Genomic DNA, 22,372 nt, shown 5'->3' on the forward strand with positions numbered 1-22,372 from the left:
CCGCCAGCTCTTCCACTGGCGGATTATGTGCCGGGGCTCACGCCCCGCGGCGGGTTAGGGGCTGGTCGCGGCGCCCGGCAGCGCCAAGGGCACCCACCCGTCGAGCACTGGAGCCGCAATTCAGGCGTCCCCGCCCGCAAGGCTGGGAGAGAAGCGGGCGCTGGGGCTGGCCAGGACGGCATCGGCCGTGACGGTGACTGAGGCGACCGGCCAGCGGGCGGCGGCCGCGACCCCGCCCACCATCAGCGCCGTCGAGTACGCCTCCGCCTCCATGCCTGTGGCCGCCAACACCGTCGCCTGCAGGATCCCCGAGTCGGCAGAGCGCCCCGTTGTCGGGTCGAGGATGTGCCCCGCCTGCTCGTCCACGCCCGATGTCGCCAAAGCACCGCCCGCCAACTCCAACACGCCCAGAGCGTCGTTCGGGCCCCCGCCCGGCGAGCGCAGCCCGATCCGCCACGGCCCCCCGCCCGCCCGCTCGCCCATCGCCGCGAAGGAGGACACGCCAACGCCGACCAGCGCCGAATCCGCCCCGCGGCGGCGGCACAATGCCAGGCAGGCTTCCGCCGCGTAGCCCTTGCCGATCCCGCCTAAGTCGATCCCCGTAACGCCTCCCACGCCGACGATGCCGTCCCGTCCCTTTCCGGCCCGACCCTCCCGACCCCGGTTCAGCACCTCGACAGCCAGGCGCGCCTCCGCGGCTTGCCCGGGAACATGGCCCGCCCGCGCCTGGCCGTTCTCGCCTCCCGCGTGTCTGACCTCCAGGCCGCGGCCCGGCAGAGCCGGGTCGAACAGGCCCTCGGTGGCCTCGCGGAGACGCGCCGCCTCCGCCAGAACCAACGCCGTGTGCGCCCCGACGGCGAGCCATTCGCCGGGCCGGCGGCTCAGCCGCGACACGTCGGAGTCCGGCCGGAACCGCGACAACTGCGCCTCGATCTCCTCAATCAACGTCCGCGCCTCCCCCGCCAACGAGTCTGCGGCCGCGCCACCGAACTTGAGGGTGACCAGCGTGCCCATGGCGGGGAACTCGGCCAGCCCCCACGCGGGGCGAACTCCAGCGGCCGTCACACCGCGCCCCCGACAACGGGGACGGTACCGTTTTGCGTCCCGCGTCCCATCTCGCCTGACCAGGCCGTTGCCCGCTGAAAATGGGTACCGTCCCCGTTTCTGGGGATGCCGGCGTTGGGCGCCGCGCCCATTTAGGGGGCCGCCTCCTGGGCTTGGATAAGGGCGTTGGTGGACGCCTCCAAGAATTGGCCGTAGGCGATCGTGGCGCCGGAGACCGCGTCGACCTCCGCCGGTTCGCCGACCTCGATTAGCTCGCGGGCGTAGACGTCGAAGGCCGCGACCGCCTTCTGGGCCGCGCGGTACGCGGACCGGTTCGCGATCTGGCCCGACGAGTCCTTCCCGTAATCCTCCGCCTTGACCGAACCGTTGGCCTGGACGGTGACGTACTCGCTGGCCACGATCTTGCCGTCCGCGACCGTCACCGTCGAGCGCCCGTAGGCGCCCTCCTCGTCCGGTTCGCTCTCCCCCACCCAGACGCCGTCCGCCAGCGGCAGGGACGGGTCGAACGGCGGGGCGGACGGCCCGCAGCCGGCCAGGCCACCGGCCGCCGAGGCGGCCAGCCCGACCAGGCCAGCCAACCCGACCAACCCGCTAGGCCTGGCCCGGGCGGGCAAGCCCGCTGCGCCCGAGCCTGCGGGGCCCGCCCACGCGGCCGAAGAGGTCGCGTCCGGGCACGCCGCCCAGCCAGCATCACCCGCCGCCGCAGCCGAACAGGTCGCATGCGCCTGCGGGGTCAGGCCCACAGCGCCCGCCCGCATCGCGTCAAGCCCGCCAGCGTCCGCGCGGTGCCGGCCCTCATTTGCCGTGGTCATGGAACACCTCCCGGACCACCCGGCCGTGGTCGAGGGCGATCTCGCGTTGGCCCTCGGCCGCCACGAACGGGTCGTGCGTCACCACCACCAGGGTGGCGCCTTCGGCGTGCAGCGAACGGAAGATGTCCAGCACCGTCGCCTCGTTGGCGGCGTCCAGGTTGCCGGTCGGCTCGTCCGCCAGGATCAACGCCGGGTAGTTGATGAGGGCGCGGGCAATGCAGACCCGTTGCTGTTCGCCGCCGGACAACTGCGACGGCAGGTGCGAGGCCCGCTCCCTCAACCCGACGCGCTCGAGGGCCGCCAGCGCCTCCGCCTCGTCCGGCATGGAATGGTAGTATTGCGCCACCATCACGTTCTCCACCGCGGTCAAATGCCCAATCAGATGGAATTTCTGGAAGATCAGCCCCACGGTGTTGCGCCTGATCTGGGCCAGTTCCCGCGCGCCCAGCCCGCTCAATTGCACCCCGTCCAACGCCACCGACCCGGTGCTCGCCCGGTCCATCGCGCCCACAATGTTCATCAGGGTGGTCTTCCCCGACCCGGACGGTCCCACGATCGACAGCCACTGGCCTTTCGGCACGGTCAGCGAGACCTCGTCCAGCGCCCGCAGTTCCCCGTAGACCTTGGACACCGATTCCAGTTCCAACAGCTCGTTCATCAGTTCTCCGCGTCCTCTTCCATATGCGGTCATTCTCCTCGCAGCACTATGGCCGGGTCGACCTCGGCCGCGCGGCGCACCGGCACCAGCGCGGCCGCCCAGGCGACCAATGTGGACAAGCCCACCGCCGCCAACGCCAGCCACCACGTCATGGCCACCCCCCGGTGGAACACGTTCAGGCTGATGACCTGCGCCAACAGGTATCCCAGCCCCGTTCCGACAAGGCCTCCGACCGCGCCCAGCGCCAGCCCCTCGCTCAAGAACTCCCGCTCCACCTCGCGGTTGGACGCGCCCAGCGCCTTGCGCAGCGCGATTTCGCCCTGGCGTTCAGCCACCACCGCCATCATGGTGGTGGACACCCCGATCATGGTCAGCGCCAGCACGATCACCGTTATCAACGCCAGCAGCGACCGCAGCATGGACAGCACATACGTGTCCGATTCCGTCAGCCGCTTCACCGGCGCCGCCGCCACGCCCGCCACTTCCGCGCCGATCGCCTTCGCCAGCGTCTCGATCCGCCCGGCGTCCGCCGCGACCGAGTACTCCACCACGTCGTACTGGCCCCCCACCCCCGTGAACTCCTCCAGGTCCCGCAACCCCATCAGGATCAACTCGTCCTCCGAGCCGCCCGTCGACAGCACCCCCGCCACCGTGAACGTCGCCACGGCCTCCTCCTCCAGCACAGCCTCGGCTTCCCCGTCCGGGTCCTCCCCGGTGCCCGATGCCGTGCCCCTGCTCCCAGCCCCGTCTTCCGCTCCCGCGCCGTCGCCGTCCGGCCCGCCCGCCGCGCCGGGTCCGTCCCCGCCGCCCGATGCCGTGCCGCCGTTCCCAGCCCCGTCTTCCGCTCCCGCGCCGGCATTGTCGCCCGGGGTCGCCTCGACCGCCGCCACCAACTCGACCTGGTCGCCCGCCGCCAGCCCGATCCACTCGGCGATGTCCTGCCCGATCAGCACCTCGCCCGGCCCGGCGGGCCAGTCGCCCTCGACGTACCAGTACGGGCTGACCTGGCGGACCGCCTCCAGGTCGGTGCCCGCGGTCAGGTAGGGCTGCTCGTTCAACCGCAGCGTCTCATAGCGGTACGGCGCGGACCCGATCACCTCCGCCGACTCGAGCACGCCGGCGATGGGCTCCAGGGCCGCAGCCGGGACCTTCCCGGCGCCGTCCTCCGGCATGACCAGCAAGTTCGCCCCATACGCCCGCATCTCGCGGGTCATTTGGCGCGGGATGTCCGTGGCGATGGACGCGAGCGCGAACAGCGTGGTCGCGCCGATCCCGACCGCCAGCACCGCGATCAGCACCCGGGAGCGCCGGCGCGTGACCGACCGCAGGACCATCCGCCAGAACATGGCCCGGCGGGCGCGCGCCTGGTCCCGAGGCACCGGCGCGCTGTGCCCCCGAGCCGCCGCGCTGTCGCCTCGCGCGCCCGCTGTCGCGTCGCCGCTCTTCGCCGCCAGGCGGCTCTCGCCCGCCCGGTCCTCGCCGCGCACCGCCGCGCCCGCCCTCTTCCGCGCCATGCCCGTCACCGCCCGTGCAACACGTCCGCCGGGCGCAAGCGCAACAGGAAGCGGATCGACGGCAGCGACCCGCCCAGTACCACAAGGAACACCAGGCCCGCGACCAGCAGGGCCACGACCGGCCGGGCGGCTATGGCGGAGCCGAAGACGGCGTGCCCAATGAGCTGCGCGAAGCCGAGCCCGGCGGCGTAGCCCACCAGGCCGCCGGCCAACCCCACCAAGGCCATCTCCGCCAGAATCAGCCGGACCACCGACCCGTCAGCCGCCCCCACGGCCTTCAGCAACCCGATCTGCGGGGCCCGCTCGATCACGTTGGCCGTCACCAGGTTGGCTATCGCCAACGCGGAGGCGATCAAAGACAGCGCCGTGACCAGGAGCATCAGCAGCCGGGTCTTGGCCAGGATGGACCCGGAGGACTCGGTCACCTGGCGGACCGGCTTGGCGACCGCCTCCGGGATGACCTCCTCGATTTGATAGGCGATCGAGGACGCGTAGGCCGTGCAGTACCAGGTTTCCCATTCGGAGATGGTCAGCGACTGGGGGTTGCGGGCGGCCTTGCGCGCCAGGTCGTTGTCCGGCGTGGTCAGGGCGCTGACCTCGACCGAGTCGACCTCGCCCGCGCGCCCGGCCAGGCGCTGCGCGGTCGCCAGCGGAACGATCACCTGGGACGACTCGTCGCCGGACGTGTTCACAATCCCGGCCACTTTGACCGTCGCCGTCCCCTCCGGGCCGGACAAGGTCAACGTGTCGGCCAACGCCAGGCCGCGCGCCTCCGCCAGGCCGGCGCCCACCAGCGCCAAGTCCTCGTCGCCGTCCGCGATCCAGCCGCCCTCCACGTCCCACCAGGACCGCAGGTTCAAGATCCCCGCCACGGCGTGTTCGCCGGTGGGCAGATCGAGCGGGCGGGCGAACCAGGTTCCCACAACCGTGACGGGGTCCCCGGCGGGCGACCCGGCGGCATCGGGCGCGCCGCCCAAGGCCAAACCGGCGGAGGTGGATAGGAACGGGGCGAAGTCGAGGATGTTGAACGCCCAGAAGATGGTCTTGATTTTGGGCAGGTCGGCCTCATTCAGCGCGGCCCGTGCGGCGGGGGCGCCCTCCACCTGGTAAAGCTCGTCGAGGACGGCGGCGCCCTTGGCCTGCACCGTGATGTTCGCGCCGTAGGTCTTGAGCTCCTGGTTGACCTTGTCGCCCACGTCGAACATGACGCCCAGCATGGCCGTGGCGACCGAGGCGCCCAGGGCCGTGGTCGCAGCGATCATCACCCGCTTGGAGCGGTCGCGCGTCAACGCTCCGCGCACCATCCGCCAGAACACTTGGCCCCGCCCCTACGCGAACACGTCCGCGGCGGCTTCGAGATCCGCCAGCGCGACCGTCAACTGGCCGCCGTCCAACTCGTAGTCCAGCGGGATGGGATTGCAGCCGCCCTTGAAGCCGATTGTCGCGATGTTCATGATCACGTCGCACAGGCGGCAGATGATCTTGCCGTCCTTCTCGTAGTAGCCGGTGGGCCCGCAGACCTCGCAGGCGTCCAGGCCAACGCCGTAGGCGACCCCGTTCTTCTTGACCACGATGAAGCGGACCTCGACGCCTGTGGACGTGGTGTATGCGAACCGGTGCAGGTGGCCGTCGTCAATGGCGTCCAAGTCGATGACGGCGAGCGCGCCCGCCACGTCGAACTGCTCCGGCGGCGAGAGTTGCGGCTCGCGCTGGTCGATCGCCACCCCGAAGGTCACCACCCAGCCGATGGCCAGGTAGCTGGCCGCGCTGGCCAGGCCGTAATGGATGCGGCGCCGGGCGCGGGCTTTGGCGAGCCGGTCCACGGCCGGGTTCGGGCCGCCGGTGGGCGGGCGGCGGTTGGCCCGCAGCATCGCCAGGGGCGGTATCAGAGCCGCGACCGCCAGGCCGGCCAGGATGACCGAGCCGTGGTTGATCCCCCAGGACAAGGCTTTGAAGACCGGCCGGGGGAGCTCAATCCAGCGCCGGGCGACCAGCAGTTGCATCAGGCCGATCAGGTTCCCCGCCCCGCCCACGGCGACCGCAGCCGTCAGCCCCACACGCCCAACAGCCCGCGACACCCCGTCGCTCGCCCGCGCCACGAACACCCCGACCAAGACGGCCAGGGTGGCGCCCAGCACGAACCCGAGTATCCGCATCAGCGAATCCGTGGAGGCGGCGGAGGTGCCCGGCACCACGAAACTCGACCACTGCAACAACACCGGCGGGACGGCCCGGAACAGCGTCAGCGCGGCCACGGCGCCGGCCGCGCCGGCCCAGGCCCAGGCGACCCAATCCGTCCAGGCCCCGCCCAAGTCGGGCGCCAACGGGGTCGGGGTCGCGTTCGCGCCTTGTGGCGCGCGCCCCTCGCCAGACGGCCCGTCCGCTCGCTCTCGCGGCGCCCGGCGGCGGGGCAGCCAGCTCGCAACGGCCAAGGCCGCCATGGCGGCAAGGAGCAGGCTCAGGGTCGCGATCGAGATCACTTCCCGCCCGGCCATGCCCGTGACCTCGCGGATTACCGCCAAGGCCGCACCGCCCGCCGTGCCCGCCGCCACGCCGCCCGCGACCAGGCGCCACGCCTTTCGGCCCAGCCCCAGGCAGCGACCGCCCACAGCGATCACCGCGATCAGCAATATGGCCGGCGCCAGTCCCCCGGTCACGGCGACAACTTGCCCAAGCATTCGGTTCGCGCAGCTCCTTGTCCAACGACTCCGCCCGGCCCGGCGCCAACCGCGCCAGCCAGACAAATTGGGGCCGGGGCCCCACCAGCCCCGGCCCACAGTTTAGGGCAACCTAACAGTCACCATTCCCGCGGCACGTAGTCCCAATCCCATTGAGCCACGATCGGCTCGGTCCAGAAGCGGCCCGTCACGCCCGTCTCCTTGTCGACGTGCAGCAGGTGGCCGTTTTCCTCCGGAGAGTGGATGGTGAAGGTGACTTTGTAGGTGCCCGCCTCCTTCAGCGCCACATTGGCGCCGTAGTGCGGCCCGTCCGAGGCGTTCATCTGCATGAACGTGCCCTCCGACTTGACCGTGCCGTCTTCCGCCACGATCGAGTACTCGACGGTCAGGTTCGGCACGAAATCGCCCACGCCGTAGCCCAAGTCGTTGGCCCCGGCGGAGATGTCCGCCTCGATGTGGAAGTCCGATTCGGCGGCCGCCAGGCCCATGCCCACCGGCTCCATGTCCACCGGCTGGAAGTACACGCCCGAGACCTCCAGCGGCGGCAGGGACTGCGGGTCCCCGATCGGCTCCTCCACGAACCCGCTGGCGCCCTCGTCGCCGGGCGCCGGGGCTGCCTTGTCCGTCTCGGTGTTGGCGGCCGGCGAGGACGGCGTGCCCGTCTCCTCGTCCTTCTTGTCGTCTGTTCCGCAGGCGCTCAGACCCAAAACGGCAATTAGACTAAGGCCGCCCAGGACGGCGGCGGTTCGGCTTTTCATCAGTTTGCTCTCCATTTGATTTCGTTAGTCGGTTGCTTTTCCAGTTGATTTGACTGCTGCCAAGGCGGGTTCGCCCGCCAAGTCCGGGGTTCCGTCTGCCGGTTCCTCCGCCGATGCCGTGGCGCCAGTTTGCGCTCGACCCGGCCGGTCGGCATCGTCGGCTTTGGGAGCCTTGTCCACCTCCGCTGGCGCCGCCGCCTCGCCGGCCCGGGCCGCCGCGCGGCGCGCCCGCCGGACCGCGAACACGCCCAGCGCCACCATCACCACCAGCACGAACGCCTGGGCGGCCAGCGGCTCAACGGAGGGGTACACGCCCAGGATGTCAACGGTGGGGACGCTGCTCAGCGGGGTGATGTTGGCGGCGCCCGCCTCCTGGAGCTCTTTGACCCCGGCGCCCGCGAAGCTCAAGGCCAGCAGGGCCAACAGGCCGGAGGTGGCCAGGAAGAACGGCCGCAGGGGCAGCTTGATCGACAGGTAGCGGATCGCCAGGTAGACGCCGACAAGCACCACCAGGCCAATCGCCAGGCCGTACCAGATCATGCTCGCCTGGTCGCCCGCCTGGTTGGCCAGCGGCTGGAACATCAAGATGATCTCCGCGCCCTCGCGGAAGACCGCCAGGAACGCCACGAACGCCAACGAGAACACCGAGCCGCGGCCCAGCGAGGAGTCCATCTTCTCTTTGATGTAGCTGGACCAGGCGGAGGACTCGGACTTCGACAAGACCCAGTTGGAGACCCACACGAGCATCGCGACCGCCAACAGGGCCGTCACGCCTTCCGTCAGCTCCTGGTTGGCGCCGGAGAGGACCTCGAGCCCATTGATGGCGACGGCCAGCAGGCCGGAGGCGACCACGGCCACTCCCGCGCCAATGTAGACCGTGCCGAGCTTGTCGCGGTTGCCGGACTTGACCAGGTAGGCGATGATCGCGCCCAGGACCAGGATGGCCTCGAAGCCCTCCCTCAGGATGATGATGAAGGACTGGAACAGCAGGACCCAGGCGCTGGTGCCTTTGGCTTCCCCGCCGTCCTGACCGCCGCCGGTGCCGTCCAGGGCCGCCGCTTGTTCGATCAGCATTCCCTTGAGGGCGTCGATGTGGCTCCGCACGTCCCCGTCCGGGCCGCCGGCTTTGATCGCCTTCTTGATCAGCCCGAATTCGTATTCGGCGTCGGTCGCGGCCTGGCCGGACACAAAACTCATGACGATCTTTTCGAAACCGTCGGTCTCATAGTGGCCGTAGTAGGCCTCGTCCACTTTGGCGTAGGCGGCGTCCAGGTCCCCGTCCTGGTAAAGCGTCCAAGCGTCCTCCAGGATGACATTCATCTGCTCGGCGATGTCCGTCCAGCTGTCGCCCTTCGCCGCATGGGCGGGCGAGCCGATCCCCAACAGGCAGATCAGGCCGCCTATGACGGCCAGCCACAGTTTCCGGGCCACTCGCGCCTCCTGGGTTGATTGGGGAGAACCCGACCTGCGGTCAGGCGAAGGTAAGCCTAACCTAAGGAATGCGGGGCTTCAATCAAATTCGGCGTTTCGCCGGAAAATCGCAATACTTTTGTTATCTTTTGCCCGCCTGCCGCCCAGGCGCCGAATCGCGCCGAAGCCGCCCAATCCCCGCTTGGATGCGGTCGGGCCACGCCACCCCGGCGCCGGTCAGGCGATCAGGGCGTGGGCCAGCACGCGGTCGCCGTCGTAGAAGACCGCGGATTGGCCCGCGGCCAGCCCGCGCAGCGGCTCGCGCAGGCTGACATCCAGGCCGGCTCTCTCGCTGACATCCAGGCTTGCATCCAGGCCAACCACGGGGGCAGAGTCGGGGCTGGCGCCCACGGCGCCAAAGCCGCCTCCCGAGCCCGCCGCAGCGACGGGCGGGCCGGGGTCGGGGAGGCGGGGCACGGCATCGGCCGCCGGGCCGACTGTCGCCCCCACCGGCCGGCCGTGCGCGCGAACTTGCACGTCGCAGGACAGCTCGCCGCGCGCGGCCAACCGCTCCGCGTCCGGATCAAGCCAAACGGGCGAACCGACCCGGAAGCGCTCCACCGTCAGCGCCTCGGCCGGGCCCACCCGGACCACGCCGGCGGCCGTGTCGATCGCGGTCACGTAGCGGGGGCGGCCATCGGGGGCCGGCCGTCCCAAACGCAGCCCCCGGCGCTGGCCAATGGTGAACCCGAAGGCTCCGGAATGCGTCCCGACCTGTGCGCCGGACTGGTCCAGGACCGGACCGGGCCGTTCCCCCAGGCGGGCGCGCAGGTAGCCCATGGTGTCGCCGTCCGCCACAAAGCAGATGTCGTAGGAGTCCGGCTTCGCGGAAACGGGCAGCCCCCGCCGGGCGGCCTCCGCTCTGACCTCTGCTTTTGAGGCCACCTCCCCAAGCGGGAATACGCACCGCCTGAGCGCCTCCGGACCGGCCACCGCCAGCACGTAGGACTGGTCCTTCGCCCGGTCGACCGCCCGCCTCAGCGCCACGCCGCAGCCGATCGGTTCGACCCGGGCGTAGTGGCCGGTCACCACGGCCTCGAAGCCCAGGGCCAACGCCCGCTCCGCCAGCACCTGGAACTTGATGAACTGGTTGCAGCGCACGCACGGGTTGGGGGTTCGGCCGGCGGCGTACGTGTCCAGGAAATCCCGCACCACCAGGTCCTCGAACTCTTCCGACAGGTCCCACACGTAAAAGTCCAGCCCCAGTTTCGCGGCGGAACGGCGGGCGTCTGAGGCGTCTTCGATCGAGCAGCAGCCGCGCCCCCCCAAGCGGGTCTGCGCGGGGTTGCGCATCAGGGCCATGTGGACAGCGGTGACCTGGTGGCCCGCTTCGGCCGCCCGCGCGGCGGCCACGGCGCTGTCAACGCCTCCGGACAGGGCGGCGAGCACCCTCACGCCGGAGCCGCCTCGGCCTGAGCGCCGGGCCGCACACGGGCGGCCGCCTGCGCCCTCGCGATCGCCTCAGGCAGAGCGTCCACCAGCGCGGAAACGTCGCCGGGGCGGGAAGTGTGGCCCAGGGACACGCGCAACGCCGACCGCGCCGCGGCCTCCCCAAGGCCCATGGCCAACAGCACATGCGACGGCTGCGCCACCCCGGCGGTGCACGCCGACCCCGTTGAGCACGCCAGTCCAGCCTGGTCAAGCAGATAGACCAGCGCCTCGCCGCGCGCGCCCGCCACCGTGAAGTTGCGCAGCCCCGGCAAATGGCCGGCGGCCGGGGTCAGGGCCGTGAGCGCCGGATGGGACTCCGCGAACGCGTCCAAAGGGGCCAGCATTGCCTCCAGAGCGTCCGGGTCCTCAAGGTTGGCCTCCGCCAGTGCCGCCGCGAACCCGGCGGCGCCGCGCGCGTCAACGGTCCCGGACCGAACGCCCCGCTCTTGGCCCCCGCCGCCGATCAGCGCCCGGATGGGCGTGCGCCGGCCCGCCAACAGCGCTCCGACCCCCACGGGGCCGCCCAGCTTGTGCGCCGAGACGCTGGCGGCGGCCAGGCCGGACGCGCCGAAGTCGAGCCGCGCCTTGCCTGCCGCCTGGACCCAGTCGGAGTGGACCGGCACGCCATGGGCGGCCGCCAATTCGGCCACCTCCGCCACCGGTTGGACCACCCCGGTCTCATTGTTGGCCGCCATCAGCGAGATCAGCGCCGTCTGGCCGCCCAGCCGCCGCAAATGGGACGCCACGAAATCCACATCCGCCCGTCCGTCCGGGCCGACCGGTATGGCCAGGACCTGGGCGGGGCCCGCCAGCCGCGCGTTTTCCAACACGGCGTGATGCTCTGTCGCGCCCACTAATAGATACGGCCGGCTAGACGGCTCTTGCCGCGCGGCGAAGACTCCCCGCACCGCCAGCGCGTCCGCCTCCGTCCCGCCGGAGGTGAACACCACCTCGGCCGACTGGGCGCCCAACTCCCGCGCGACCGCCTCGCGGGCCTCGTCCAGGACCTGCCGCGCCCGCCGGGCCGACCGGTGCAGCGCGTGCGGGTTGCCCGGCACGGCGGCTTCGAGGTAAGCCGCCATGGCCGCCGGGCGCAAGGGCGCGCCAGCCGCGTGGTCAAGGTAGACGTCGGGTTTCACCGCCAGCCATCATGCCACGCGACCGGTCCCGGCCCGGTCGCCACCGGCCGAGAGGCTGCCAGCCGACAGCTACCAGCCGGACGCTATTCGCAGCGCGCCCCCGAACCAGCCGGTGCCAAGCCCCGGATAGAGGTTCACCACCCGCAGGTCCAGGTGCAGCCCCGCGATGTCGGCCGCGCCGTCGCCCGTCAGGTCGCCGCCGCCCAACAGCAGCCAGGGAGTCCACCCGTTGCCCACGCACTTCGAGGCGCCGAAGCCGCCCCCGCGCACTCCTGGGTAGTAATACAGGTAGCCGGTCGGGCTGACGCCCAAGATGTCCCCGATCCCGTCTCTGTTCAGGTCCCCCGCCGCGCGTAGCGTCCAGCGCGCCCAGCCCGATCCGACCTGCGTCCGGCCCGGCAGGAAGTCGCCTCGACCGTTGCTTCGGTACAGGAACATGCGCGCCCCGCCCGGCTCAACCGCCAGCAAATCGCGCTTGCCGTCCCCGTCCAGGTCGGCCGAAGGCTGCGCGACGTAACCCGTCCAGCCCGAACCGATCACACGCGAGGTGAACAGCAGGTGGCCGTCATTCGGGTAGAAGATCAGCAGTCCCCGCGAGTTGATCGACATCAGGTCCGCATACCCGTTGCCGTCCCAGTCGCCGGGCGCCAGCAGCGTGAAGCCGGTCCAGCCGCTGCCAATCTGGCGCGGCGCGCCCAGGGCCGTCGCGGAGACCATTGGGAACATGAACAGTCGGCCGACCCCGTCCACCGCCAGGATTTCGCCCCGGCCGTCCTTGTCCATGTCCGGGCTGGCGACGACTTGTTTGAAATCGCCGAACGGTTGCGGTTCGGGCTCAGGCTCAGGTTTAGGTTCAGGGTCGGGGTTGGCGGCCGTGTAGGTTCGGATGAAGTCCAGCTTGGCGTACAGGTAGCGGCCTGGGCAGGTGGTCGCGTTGACGTCGCGGTGCCCGGCCACGATCGGCTTGGACTGATGCCGCGAGTCCGCCGGGTAGACCGTGTTGCCGGTCAGCGTGGTGATTCCGGCCAGACTCAGCCGCCAGGTCACCAGCCGCCCCGCCGCGTCCAACGCCACGGCGGTCGGCTCGGCGGTCTCCATTGACCCCAGGAAGCACACGCCCGTCGACCCGGTGTTGAATTCGAAGGCGTGGGCGCCCACGACGTTCTTGTCAACCCCGCCTTGGCGCCCTTCCCAGATGCCGCCGAACTTGTCGATCAGGAAGTTGTAGCCGATGTCGTCCCAGCCGTTGTTGCCCATGTGCCAGGTTTGGATGGACCGGATGATGCCCGGCACCTGGGCCTGCGTGTAGTTGTTGTTCCCCTCCTGGTGGTGGATTATCGCTCCGACCAGGCGCGACGCGACTTCCGGCTGGCCCTTCGGGGTGTTGCCGGAGTAGTCCGCCGGGGCCGCGTTCCACAGGGAACGCTCGTTGATAGTCGGTTTGGCCGGCGATGCCGTGGGCGCCGCCCCCAGCACCGTCCCCGTCACGCTTTCGACCGCTTGAGCTCTGCCCGGCTTGGAGGCGCCCGGCGACCCGAGCGCCGACACGGCGTCTGACACCCCGGCGGCGGACGGGTCGGGATCCTGCTCTTCGGCGTTCAGCGGCACCACCGCGGGCGCCACGCCGTCCGGCAGTTCCCCTCCCGGTTCGGACAGCACCTGGATTTGGATGGCGGTCGAACCGGCCACCACCAGCGGGCCGCTGCCGGGCTTGGCCCGGCGCCCTTCGGCGCTGGTCGGATCGGGGCCGTCCGCCGCCTCCAAGTCGAACCACTCGGTCCACTCATCGTCCTGATAGGCCCTGGCCAGCACCCGGCCCGGCTCGACGTCGCCCTCCCAGGTGACGCCGGCCACGGAGAACTCGGCGGTCGCCAACGCGTCGGTGACCAGCACCTCCACTTCGCCGCCGGGTTGGTCCAAGCTCACCTCGGCCGAACCCACGGGGGCGGCGTCCAACGTGGCCACCCCGCCCGCCTCGGCTTCGACCGCCGCCTCGCCAGCCGGCGCGGCGGACTCGGACGGCTTGACCGTGATCGGGTCGCCCGGCGCGGCGTCCAAGGCCTGGCTGACGGCGTCAGCCACCGCCGCCGGGTCCACGGCGCCCACCCCGGACGCGCTCAAGGCGACGAAGACTGGCGGACCAGTGGGCACGGCATCGGCGGGCAAGGCCGGGCCGACGGCCACCAAACCGATTGCGAGGGCGGACACGGCACCCGCCCAATGACGTTGCCGGGCGTTGGCAGAACTGTTCATAGAACATCAAATCCTTCAGCTGCAGGGAAGAAGCGTGTGCGCAACTCGTCCTATTACACCACGAGCCGTGCTCAGCACCAAGGCTGCGCGCCCGGCGTGGCAGATTTGGGTCCGGCGGCGCAGCCCGACCGCCATGGAGTGGCGAGCGGCCTGCAGGCATTGAGGGTTGGCCTGGCATGCCTCCCTGAGGCAAGCTTGTCTTTGTGACTTTTGCCAGCGCCGCGAGGGCTGAGCCGCTACGCTTCCCCGCCAATCAAATGCCGGGCGTCCGGCTCGTCGGAGACGGGGTGGACGTGGCCGTTTTCGCGGCCCATGCGACCAAGGTGGAGCTGTGCCTGATCGACGCTCCGCACAGCCTGGCCCAAACCGAGCGGCGGTTCGCACTGGCGGGGCCGACAAACGGCCTCTTCCACGGCCATGTGCCCGGGGTGGGGCCCGGCCAGCGCTATGGGTTTAGGGCGGACGGGCCGTGGGACCCCTCCGCCGGGCACCTTTACAATCCAAACAAACTGCTGCTGGACCCGTACGGCCGGGGCATTGACGGGGAACCGGTGCTGGCCCCCGCGCTGCACGCTCATCGGACCGATTTGAATCTGGGCCCGGCGGTGACCCCCTGGGAACCGGACGAACGCGACTCGGCGCCTTACATGGCCTACTCGGTTGTGACCGACGAGGCGTTCGACTGGGGCGGCGTGGGACGGCCCAACACGCCGTGGGAGCAGACCCTCATCATGGAGGGCCATGTGCGGGGCATGACCATGCTGCGCGAGGAGATCCCGCCAGACCTGCGCGGCACCTACGCCGGGCTGGCCCACCCCGTCTCCGTGCAGCATCTCAAATCCCTGGGCGTCACGGCCGTCGAACTGTTGCCGATCCACGCGTGCATGACCGAGCCGCACCTGGCCGAGCAGGGCCTGACGAACTACTGGGGTTATTCGACCTTGTCGTTCTTCTCCCCCAATCCGGCCTACGCGACGGCCGCGGCGCGGCGCGAGGGGCCTCAGGCGGTCAGCCGCGAGTTGAAGGGCATGGTCTCGCTGCTGCACCAGGCCGGGATCGAAGTCATCCTCGACGTGGTCTACAACCACACCTGCGAGGTCGGCATGGGCGGCCCCACGGTCTGCTGGCGCGGCCTGGACAACCTGGCCTGGTACCTCCACGACGGGTCGGTGCCGGCGCGGTACGCGGACGTGACCGGCACCGGCAACACGTTGGACTTCCGCCGGACCAACACCGTCGGCATGGCCCTGGACTCGCTGCGGCACTGGGCACACGAATACCAGGTGGACGGGTTCCGCTACGACCTGGCCGTGACGTTGGCGCGGGGCTACTCCGGGTTCGACTCCGACCATCCGTTCCTGGTGGCGCTGGCCACCGACCCGGTCCTGCGGGGAGTCAAACACATCGCCGAGCCGTGGGACCTGGGCCCGGGGGGATGGCAGACCGGCTCCTTCCCGGTGCCGATCGCCGCCTGGAACGACTCCTATCGGGGCGACGTGCGCTCGTTCTGGCTGTCCGGCCCCAAGGAGATGTCGGCCGGGCGCGTCCCGCCGTCCGCCCGCGACCTGGTCACCCGCCTGTCCGGCAGCGCCGACCTGTTCTCCCGGTCCGACCCGATGGGCAACCACGGCCCGGTGGGATCGGTCAACTTCGTCACCGCCCACGACGGTTTCACCATGCGGGACTTGGTCTGCTTCGACTACAAGCACAACCAGGCCAACGGCGAGAACAACCGCGACGGCACGGACGACAACCGCTCCTGGAACCACGGCACCGAGGGGCTGATCATGGATTCGGGGTCAAGCGGCGTGGCCGGCTCCGAACTGGGCTTGGACGCCATCGCCTCGCTGCGGCGGCGCTCGATCCGCAACCTCTTCGCCACCCTAGCCTTCTCCTCCGGCGTGCCCATGTACTGCGCCGGCGACGAGTTCGGGCGCACCCAATGGGGCAACAACAACGCCTACTGCCAGGATGGCCCGATCTCCTGGCTGGACTGGGAGCTGGTGTCCTGGCAACGCGACCTCCTGGACACCGTGCGTTTCCTGTTCGCATTGCGGCGAACCCACATGGCGCTGCGCCCATCGACCTACCTGACCGGCGAGATCACCTCCGACGGCCTGCCGGACCTGGGCTGGTACTCCTTCGACGGTTCCCAGGTGGCGGTGGGCCAGTGGCACGACTCGTCGTTCCGCCAGGTCCAAATGCTGCGCCACAACCCCTCGGCCGCCGCCCGCGACATCCTGCTGGCGATCAACGGCGACCTGGACGGGCGTGACTGCGTCCTCGCGCCCGCCAAGCCGGGCGCCGTCTGGGAGTTGGTCTGGGACTCCGTCTGGGACGTGCCGGACGACAGGGCTTTGTCCGACGGCTTGGAGGGCCCGCTCGAGGCCGACGGCGGCGCGGCCGTGCCCATCCACCTGTTGTCGACCCGCCTTTACCTGTCCCGGCCGGTCTGACCCCCGCCGCGCCGGCCAGGCGCGATCAGGCAGAGGCGATCAGGCAGAGGCGATCAGGCCCAGATCGGCGCACGTGACCAGCAGCGGATGCTTCGGCACAACCCGGACCGTGTAGCCGAACGGCCCCGACCGCCCCAGCGAAAGGCTCCCGCTGAAGACGGCCCGGCCGCGGCCGTCGATCTCAAGTTGGCGCAACGAGTCGATCCTGTAGCCGCTCTTCAGGGCGTCCCCCTCGGTGGCGTGGCCGTACACCACTTGGACGTCGACATCGGCGGCGGTCAGCGTGGCCAATGAGACGCGCGCCGTGATGGTTATGACGTCCCCGACATGGGCGACATCCGCCACACCGCCGGACTCGACGTGGTCCACCCGCACCGACGGCCAGGCGGCCCGCACCTTGGCCTTCCAGGCCGCGAGGGCCTTGGCCCGGGCCGCCGAATCGGCGGTCAACTGGCGGCCGAAGGACGCCGCGGGCGCGTACAGGCGCTCCACGTACTCCGCGACCATGCGCGTGGCCTGCACTTTGGGCCCCAGAGTGGCCAGGGTGTGGCGCACCATCTCCAGCCATGTGACCGGCAGCCCGCGGGAGTCCTTGGCGTAGAAGCGCGGCGCCACTTGCAACTCGATGAGGTCGTAGAGGGCCGCGGCCTCCAAGTCGTCGCGGCGCGACGGGTCGTCCACGCCGTCGGCGGTCGGGATGGCCCAGCCGTTCTGGCCGTCGAACCATTCGTCCCACCAGCCGTCCATGATCGACAAGTTCAAAGCTCCGTTGATGGCCGCCTTCATGCCGGAGGTGCCGCACGCCTCCAGCGGCCGCAGCGGGTTGTTCAGCCAAACGTCGCAACCGGGGAAAAGGAACTGCGCCATGTCCATGTCGTAGTTCGGCAGGAACACGATCCGGCCGCGCACGTCCGGGTCGTCCGTGAAGCGGACCAGTTCCTGGATGAGCGACTTGCCCTGCTCGTCGGCCGGGTGCGACTTGCCTGCTATCACCAACTGGACCGGGCGGTCTTTGTCGGTCAGCAGGGCTTTGAGCCGCTCCGGGTCCCGCAGCATTAGCGTCAGGCGCTTGTAGGTTGGCACCCGGCGCGCGAAGCCAATGGTCAGCACGTCGGCGGACAGGGCCGAGTCGATCCAGCCCAGTTCGGCTGGCGAGGCGCCCCGCTTGAGGTACGAGGCGCGCAGGCGCCGCCGGGCCTCGTCCACCAGCCGCGCCCGCGAGGCCCGCCTGAGATCCCACAGCGCCTGGTCGGAGACCAGTTCCGAGTCCTCCCAGCCCTCGGAGCCCTGCGCGTCCGGCCCTTCGCCAATCCGGAGCGTCTCCAATTCGCCGTAGATGCGGTCCAGCCAGGTGGGCGAATGGACGCCGTTGGTGACGGACGTGATGGGCACCTCGTCATGGTCGAACCCCGGCCAAAGACCGGCGAACATGGCGCGGGAGACCTTGCCGTGCAGCACGGACACGCCGTTGGCGCGCCCGCCCAGGCGCAGGCCCATCACGGCCATGTTGAAGACCGCCGGGTCGCCGCCCTCGTAGTCCTCCCGTCCCAGGGCGAGGATCTTGTCCACGTCGACGCCCGGCACGGCCAGGTCGCCGGAGAAGTACTTGGCGACCAGCCCCGCGTCGAAGCGGTCGATCCCCGCCGGCACCGGGGTGTGGGTCGTGAAGACCGTCGATCCGCGGGCGGCCTCCAGACCCTCGTCGAAGGTCAGGCCGTCCGCGACGTACTCCTTGATGCGCTCAATGCCGAGGAAGCCGGCGTGGCCCTCGTTGGTGTGGAAAACCTCGGGCGCGGGCGCGCCCGTCAAACGCGCGTAGGCCCGCAACGCTTTGACGCCGCCCATGCCCAGCAACAACTCCTGCAGCAGCCGGTGCTCGCCCGTGCCGCCGTACAGGCGGTCGGTCACCGTGCGGACCGTCACGTCGTTGGCGGGGATGTTGGAGTCCAGCAGCAGCAGCGGCACCCGGCCGACCTGGGCCTGGAGCACATGCGCGCTCAGCGAGGTGCCCCCCGGCAGCGGCAGCGAGATGACCACCGGTTTCCCGTCCGCCTCGCGCAGCAGCGAGAGCGGCAGCCCGTCCGGGTCGCACACCGGGTAGGTCTCAGACTGCCAGCCGTCGCGGGTGAGCGACTGCTTGAAGTAGCCGGATTGGTAGAACAGGCCCACCCCGACAATGGGCACGCCCAAGTCGGAGGCGGACTTCAGGTGGTCGCCCGCCAGGATACCCAGGCCGCCGGAGTACTGCGGCAGCACCGCGGTGATCCCGAATTCGGGCGAGAAGTACGCGATCGAGCGCGGCGCCTCGCCGCCCAGCCCCTGGTACCAGCGCGGCTCCTCCATGTAACGAGCCAAGTCTGCGGCGGCGGCCCCGACTTGGTCCACGAAGGAGGCCTCGCCCGCCAGCTCGGCCAGCCGGTCGGGCTCAAGCGCGCCCAGCAACTGCACCGGGTCGCCGTGGACGGCGCGCCAGACCTCCGGCGCGATTGACTCAAAAAGGTCGCGGGTCGGCGCGTGCCAGGACCAACGCAAGTTGTTGGCCAGGCCGTCCAGGGCGGCAATCGATTCGGGCAAAACGGTCCGGACCGTGAATCTGCGTATCACTCTCACCCGCGTGAGCCTACCCTTGATTTGCGCAAGGGACGTAGGTCGCACTTCCCGCGAGCCCACCCCAAACTCCCGCTACCCTCCCGTCCGCGCGCCCGGGCGGCGCCCGGAGCCGCGATTCTGCCTTACGGTAGATGGCGTGAGCCCGAGCAAGACCAAGCCATCCCAGTCCGCCGCCCCGGTCCCCTCCCTCGCCAAGCGCCCCCGCGCCACCGCCTTCGCCGGGATTGGCCGCGTCGCGGTCCTGGACGTGGGTCCCGTCGCGGAGGGCGGACGCTGGCCGGCCCGCGCCGTCCCCGGCGAGGCCGTCCCCATCACAGCCACCGTTTTCAAAGAGGGGCACGGCGCGGTCGGGGCCACCGCCGTGCTGGTCGCCCCGGACGGGACGGACCATTCAAGCGCCCAGATGCGCCAGACCAACCACGGCCTGGCGCGCTTTGAAGGCCACCTAGCGCCGGACAAGGTGGGCGACTGGTCCTTCAGGGTCGAGGCCTGGTCCGACCCGTACGGCAGTTGGCGCCACGACGCCCAGATCAAGATCCCGGCCGGGCAAGACGTGGAAACGGTCCTTGAGGAGGGCGCGCTCGTGTTGGAGCGGGCCGCGCGGCGACGCGAGATCAACCCGGCCCACCAGGCGGTCTTCCAGTCCGCCGCCGCCCGCCTTCGCGACCAGGCTCTGAGCCCCGCCGAACGGCTGGCGGCGGCCACCGAGGGCGCCGTCCCCGGCCTGCTCGGCGCCGAACCGCTCCGGGAACAGGTGACCAAGTCCGCGGCCTACGGACTGAGGGTCCAGCGCGAACGGGCGCTGGTCGGCAACTGGTATGAAATCTTCCCGCGTTCGATCGGGGCGTTTTTCTCCCCCGACGAGGGCTGGGTCTCGGGGACTCTGCGAACCTGCGCGGACGGCATCGGGCGCATCGCGGCGATGGGCTTCGACGTGCTCTACCTGACGCCGGTCCACCCCATTGGCCACACCTTCAGGAAGGGCCGCAACAACGCGCTGAAGGCGTTGCCGGGCGACCCGGGCTCGCCGTACGCGATCGGCTCCGAGGCGGGCGGCCACGACGCGATCCACCCCGACCTGGGGGACTTCGACGACTTCGACTATCTGGTCGGAAAAGCCCGCTCCCTGGGCATGGAGGTCGCCATGGACCTGGCCCTACAGTGCTCGCCGGACCACCCGTGGGTCAAACAGCACCCCGAATGGTTCAGCCACCGCCCGGACGGCTCCATCGCCTACGCGGAGAATCCGCCCAAGAAGTACCAAGACATCTACCCGCTGAACTTTGACCACGACCCGGAGGGCATCTACCAGGAGATCCTCCGGATTGTGCGCCTCTGGACAGAGCACGGCGTGACCATCTTCCGGGTCGACAACCCCCACACCAAGCCGCTGCCGTTCTGGGAGCGGCTGATCGCGCAGATAGGGCGCGAGGCGCCGGATGTGGTCTTCCTGGCGGAGGCGTTCACCCGGCCGCCCGTGATGCGCGCACTGGCGCTGGTCGGCTTCCACCAGTCCTACACCTACTTCGCCTGGCGCAACACCAAGGAGGAGGTGACTGACTACCTGGCGGAGCTGTCCGGCCCGGAGGGCTCCTTCATGCGGCCGGCCGTCTGGCCGACCACCCACGACATCTTGACGCCGTACATGCAGCGCGGCGGCCTCAACGCCTTCAAGATCAGGGCGATCCTCGCCGCCACCTACGCGCCCACCTGGGGCATCTATTCGGGCTACGAGCTGGCCGAACACGTCGCCCGGCCCGGCAGCGAGGAGCAACTCGACAACGAGAAGTACGAATACAAGGTCCGGGACTACTCCTCTTCCCGCGCCGTCTTCATGTCCGGCCTGCTGGGGCAGTTGAACGCCATCCGCGCCGCCCATCCCGCGTTGCGGCGCCTCCGCAACGTCACCATCCACCCCACTTCCGACGACTCGGTGGTCGCCTACTCCCGCCGCGTCGCCCCGGAGCACTCCCCCGACGGGCGCGGGGACACGATCTTGGTGGTGCTCAGCTTGGACCCGTTCAACGTCCGCGAGTCGTTCATCCAGTTGGACTTGGCGGCGCTGGGTTTCGGGGAGGGGGAAGCTGATCCGGTCGGTCCGGTCGCGCGGGCCCACGACCTGTTGTCGGGTCAAGTCTTCGAATGGGGTGCCCGTCCGTTCGTGCGGCTCAACCCCCATGCGCTCCCCGGCCACGTGATCCACGTGGAGAAGGCGACGGCGTCTAGTTCGCCGGTGAAATGAGCGCCGTCCCCGTTTCCGAAGCGGTACCAGAACCGGTCGGCCCGCCCGCCCGTTCCCGATTCGTGCAAGAGTTAACCCATGAGTAGCCCAACGCCTCTGCCAGTCGATTCGTCAGTGCTCTGGGCCGTCGCCCACGGGATGTACTACGACCCCCATTCGGTCTTGGGGCCGCACCTCTACGACGGCGGGGTGACGCTCCGCACGCTTCGGCCGCTGGCCGATGCCGTCGTGTTCGTGACGCCGGATGCCAAGATCGAGGCCAGCCACGAACAGGACGGCATCTGGGTCGCGGTCTTGGAGGGCGAAGCCGTCCCGGACTACCGGGTCCAGGTCACCTATGGCGACCTGACCACGCTGAACGACGACCCGTACCGGTTCATGCCGACCCTGGGGGAACTCGACCTGCAATTGATCCGGGAGGGCCGCCACGAGGAGCTCTGGCGGGCGCTCGGCTCACGGGTGCGCGTCTATCCCTCAGTCATGGGCGAGGTCACCGGCGCGTCATTCGCGGTCTGGGCGCCGGACGCCCAGGCGGTGCGCGTCATCGGCGACTTCAACTCCTGGACGTCCGGGGCCACGGCGATGCGCTCGCTGGGCGACGCGGGCGTGTGGGAGGTGTTCGTGCCGGGCGTGGCCCCGGGGGCCAAGTACAAGTACGAACTCCAGACCCGGGAGGGCAACTGGATTCAGAAGGCGGACCCGATGGCCCGCCAGGCGGAAACGCCGCCGGCCACCGCCTCCGTGGTGGAGCACTCGGCGTACCAGTGGCAGGACGGCGACTGGATGGAGCGGCGGGCCCACGCCAACCCGCACAACGGCCCCATGTCCGTCTACGAAGTCCACATCGGCTCGTGGCACGAGGGCCTGGGCTACCGCGAACTGGCCGACGAGTTGGTTGAATACGTCAAGCAAATGGGGTTCACCCACGTCGAGTTCATGCCCGTGGCGGAGCACCCCTACACGCCTTCTTGGGGCTATCAGGTGACGGGGTACTACGCGCCGACTTCCAGGTGGGGCTCGCCGGACGACTTCCGGCTGCTGGTCGACAAGCTGCACCAAGCGGGGATCGGCGTGATCCTGGACTGGGTGCCGGCCCACTTCCCGAAGGACTCGTTCGCCCTGGCGCGGTTCGACGGCTCCGCCCTGTACGAATATCCGGACCCGCAACGCGGGGAGCACCCGGACTGGGGCACGCTGGTGTTCAACTTCGGGCGCACCGAGGTGCGCAACTTCCTGGTGGCGAACGCCTGCTACTGGCTGGAGGAGTTCCACGCCGACGGCCTGCG

The 22,372-nt window shown here is 70.3% G+C and carries 14 protein-coding genes and 1 pseudogene; 3 read left to right on the forward strand and 12 right to left on the reverse strand.

Annotated features, from left to right (window positions below; translation table 11 throughout):
- Window positions 1-120 precede the first annotated feature (120 nt).
- From LBC97_00885 to LBC97_00935, 11 genes and pseudogenes are all read right to left on the reverse strand, one after another.
- Window positions 121-1,065 carry an FAD:protein FMN transferase gene (locus LBC97_00885; protein ID MDR2564615.1) on the reverse strand — a complete coding sequence of 315 codons (945 nt, stop codon included), beginning with the start codon at window positions 1,063-1,065 and terminating at the stop codon, window positions 121-123.
- A gap of 131 nt (window positions 1,066-1,196) precedes the next feature.
- Window positions 1,197-1,877 (reverse strand): FMN-binding protein, encoded by a 681-nt coding sequence (locus LBC97_00890; protein MDR2564616.1) that lies wholly within the window; start codon window positions 1,875-1,877, stop codon window positions 1,197-1,199.
- Window positions 1,861-2,535, reverse strand: coding sequence for an ABC transporter ATP-binding protein (locus tag LBC97_00895; protein MDR2564617.1), 675 nt, complete (start codon window positions 2,533-2,535; stop codon window positions 1,861-1,863). Before LBC97_00895 ends, LBC97_00890 begins: the two co-directional genes overlap by 17 nt.
- A gap of 29 nt (window positions 2,536-2,564) precedes the next feature.
- Window positions 2,565-4,049 (reverse strand): FtsX-like permease family protein, encoded by a 1,485-nt coding sequence (locus tag LBC97_00900; protein ID MDR2564618.1) that lies wholly within the window; start codon window positions 4,047-4,049, stop codon window positions 2,565-2,567.
- A gap of 5 nt (window positions 4,050-4,054) precedes the next feature.
- A complete protein-coding gene (locus LBC97_00905; protein MDR2564619.1) occupies window positions 4,055-5,353 on the reverse strand; it encodes an ABC transporter permease in 1,299 nt (432 codons plus the stop codon).
- A gap of 24 nt (window positions 5,354-5,377) precedes the next feature.
- A complete protein-coding gene (locus LBC97_00910) occupies window positions 5,378-6,727 on the reverse strand; it encodes a DUF2318 domain-containing protein (GenBank protein ID MDR2564620.1) in 1,350 nt (449 codons plus the stop codon).
- A gap of 119 nt (window positions 6,728-6,846) precedes the next feature.
- Entirely contained in the window at window positions 6,847-7,485 is a 639-nt protein-coding gene (locus tag LBC97_00915; protein ID MDR2564621.1) for an iron transporter, read from the reverse strand.
- Between the two features lie 357 nt (window positions 7,486-7,842).
- Window positions 7,843-8,805, reverse strand: a pseudogene (locus LBC97_00920) (FTR1 family protein).
- Window positions 8,806-9,132: 327 nt separating this feature from the next.
- Window positions 9,133-10,350 carry a tRNA 2-thiouridine(34) synthase MnmA gene (mnmA, locus tag LBC97_00925; protein ID MDR2564622.1) on the reverse strand — a complete coding sequence of 406 codons (1,218 nt, stop codon included), beginning with the start codon at window positions 10,348-10,350 and terminating at the stop codon, window positions 9,133-9,135.
- Entirely contained in the window at window positions 10,347-11,525 is a 1,179-nt protein-coding gene (locus LBC97_00930) for an aminotransferase class V-fold PLP-dependent enzyme (GenBank protein ID MDR2564623.1), read from the reverse strand. The genes mnmA and LBC97_00930 overlap by 4 nt, the downstream gene beginning before the upstream one ends.
- Before the next feature lie 69 nt (window positions 11,526-11,594).
- On the reverse strand, window positions 11,595-13,778 hold the full coding sequence (locus LBC97_00935) for an FG-GAP-like repeat-containing protein (GenBank protein MDR2564624.1): 2,184 nt from the start codon (window positions 13,776-13,778) through the stop codon (window positions 11,595-11,597).
- Window positions 13,779-13,981: 203 nt separating this feature from the next.
- Between LBC97_00935 and glgX the strand changes: the two genes are divergently transcribed.
- Complete coding sequence (gene glgX, locus LBC97_00940) at window positions 13,982-16,234, forward strand: glycogen debranching protein GlgX (protein MDR2564625.1); 2,253 nt, start codon at window positions 13,982-13,984, stop codon at window positions 16,232-16,234.
- A 39-nt stretch (window positions 16,235-16,273) separates the two neighbouring features.
- Here the strand turns inward: glgX and glgP are convergent, their stop codons facing one another.
- Window positions 16,274-18,844, reverse strand: a complete 2,571-nt coding sequence (gene glgP / locus LBC97_00945; GenBank protein MDR2564626.1) for an alpha-glucan family phosphorylase — start codon at window positions 18,842-18,844, stop codon at window positions 16,274-16,276.
- Window positions 18,845-18,980: 136 nt separating this feature from the next.
- Here glgP and LBC97_00950 point away from each other — a divergent pair, with 136 nt between their 5' ends.
- Complete coding sequence (locus LBC97_00950) at window positions 18,981-21,086, forward strand: alpha-1,4-glucan--maltose-1-phosphate maltosyltransferase (GenBank protein MDR2564627.1); 2,106 nt, start codon at window positions 18,981-18,983, stop codon at window positions 21,084-21,086.
- A 78-nt stretch (window positions 21,087-21,164) separates the two neighbouring features.
- The coding region (locus LBC97_00955; GenBank protein MDR2564628.1) for a 1,4-alpha-glucan branching enzyme at window positions 21,165-22,372 on the forward strand (1,208 nt) is incomplete at its 3' end.

It is taken from the genome of Bifidobacteriaceae bacterium, from assembly GCA_031281585.1.
In the GTDB taxonomy this organism is placed as follows: domain Bacteria; phylum Actinomycetota; class Actinomycetes; order Actinomycetales; family WQXJ01; genus JAIRTF01.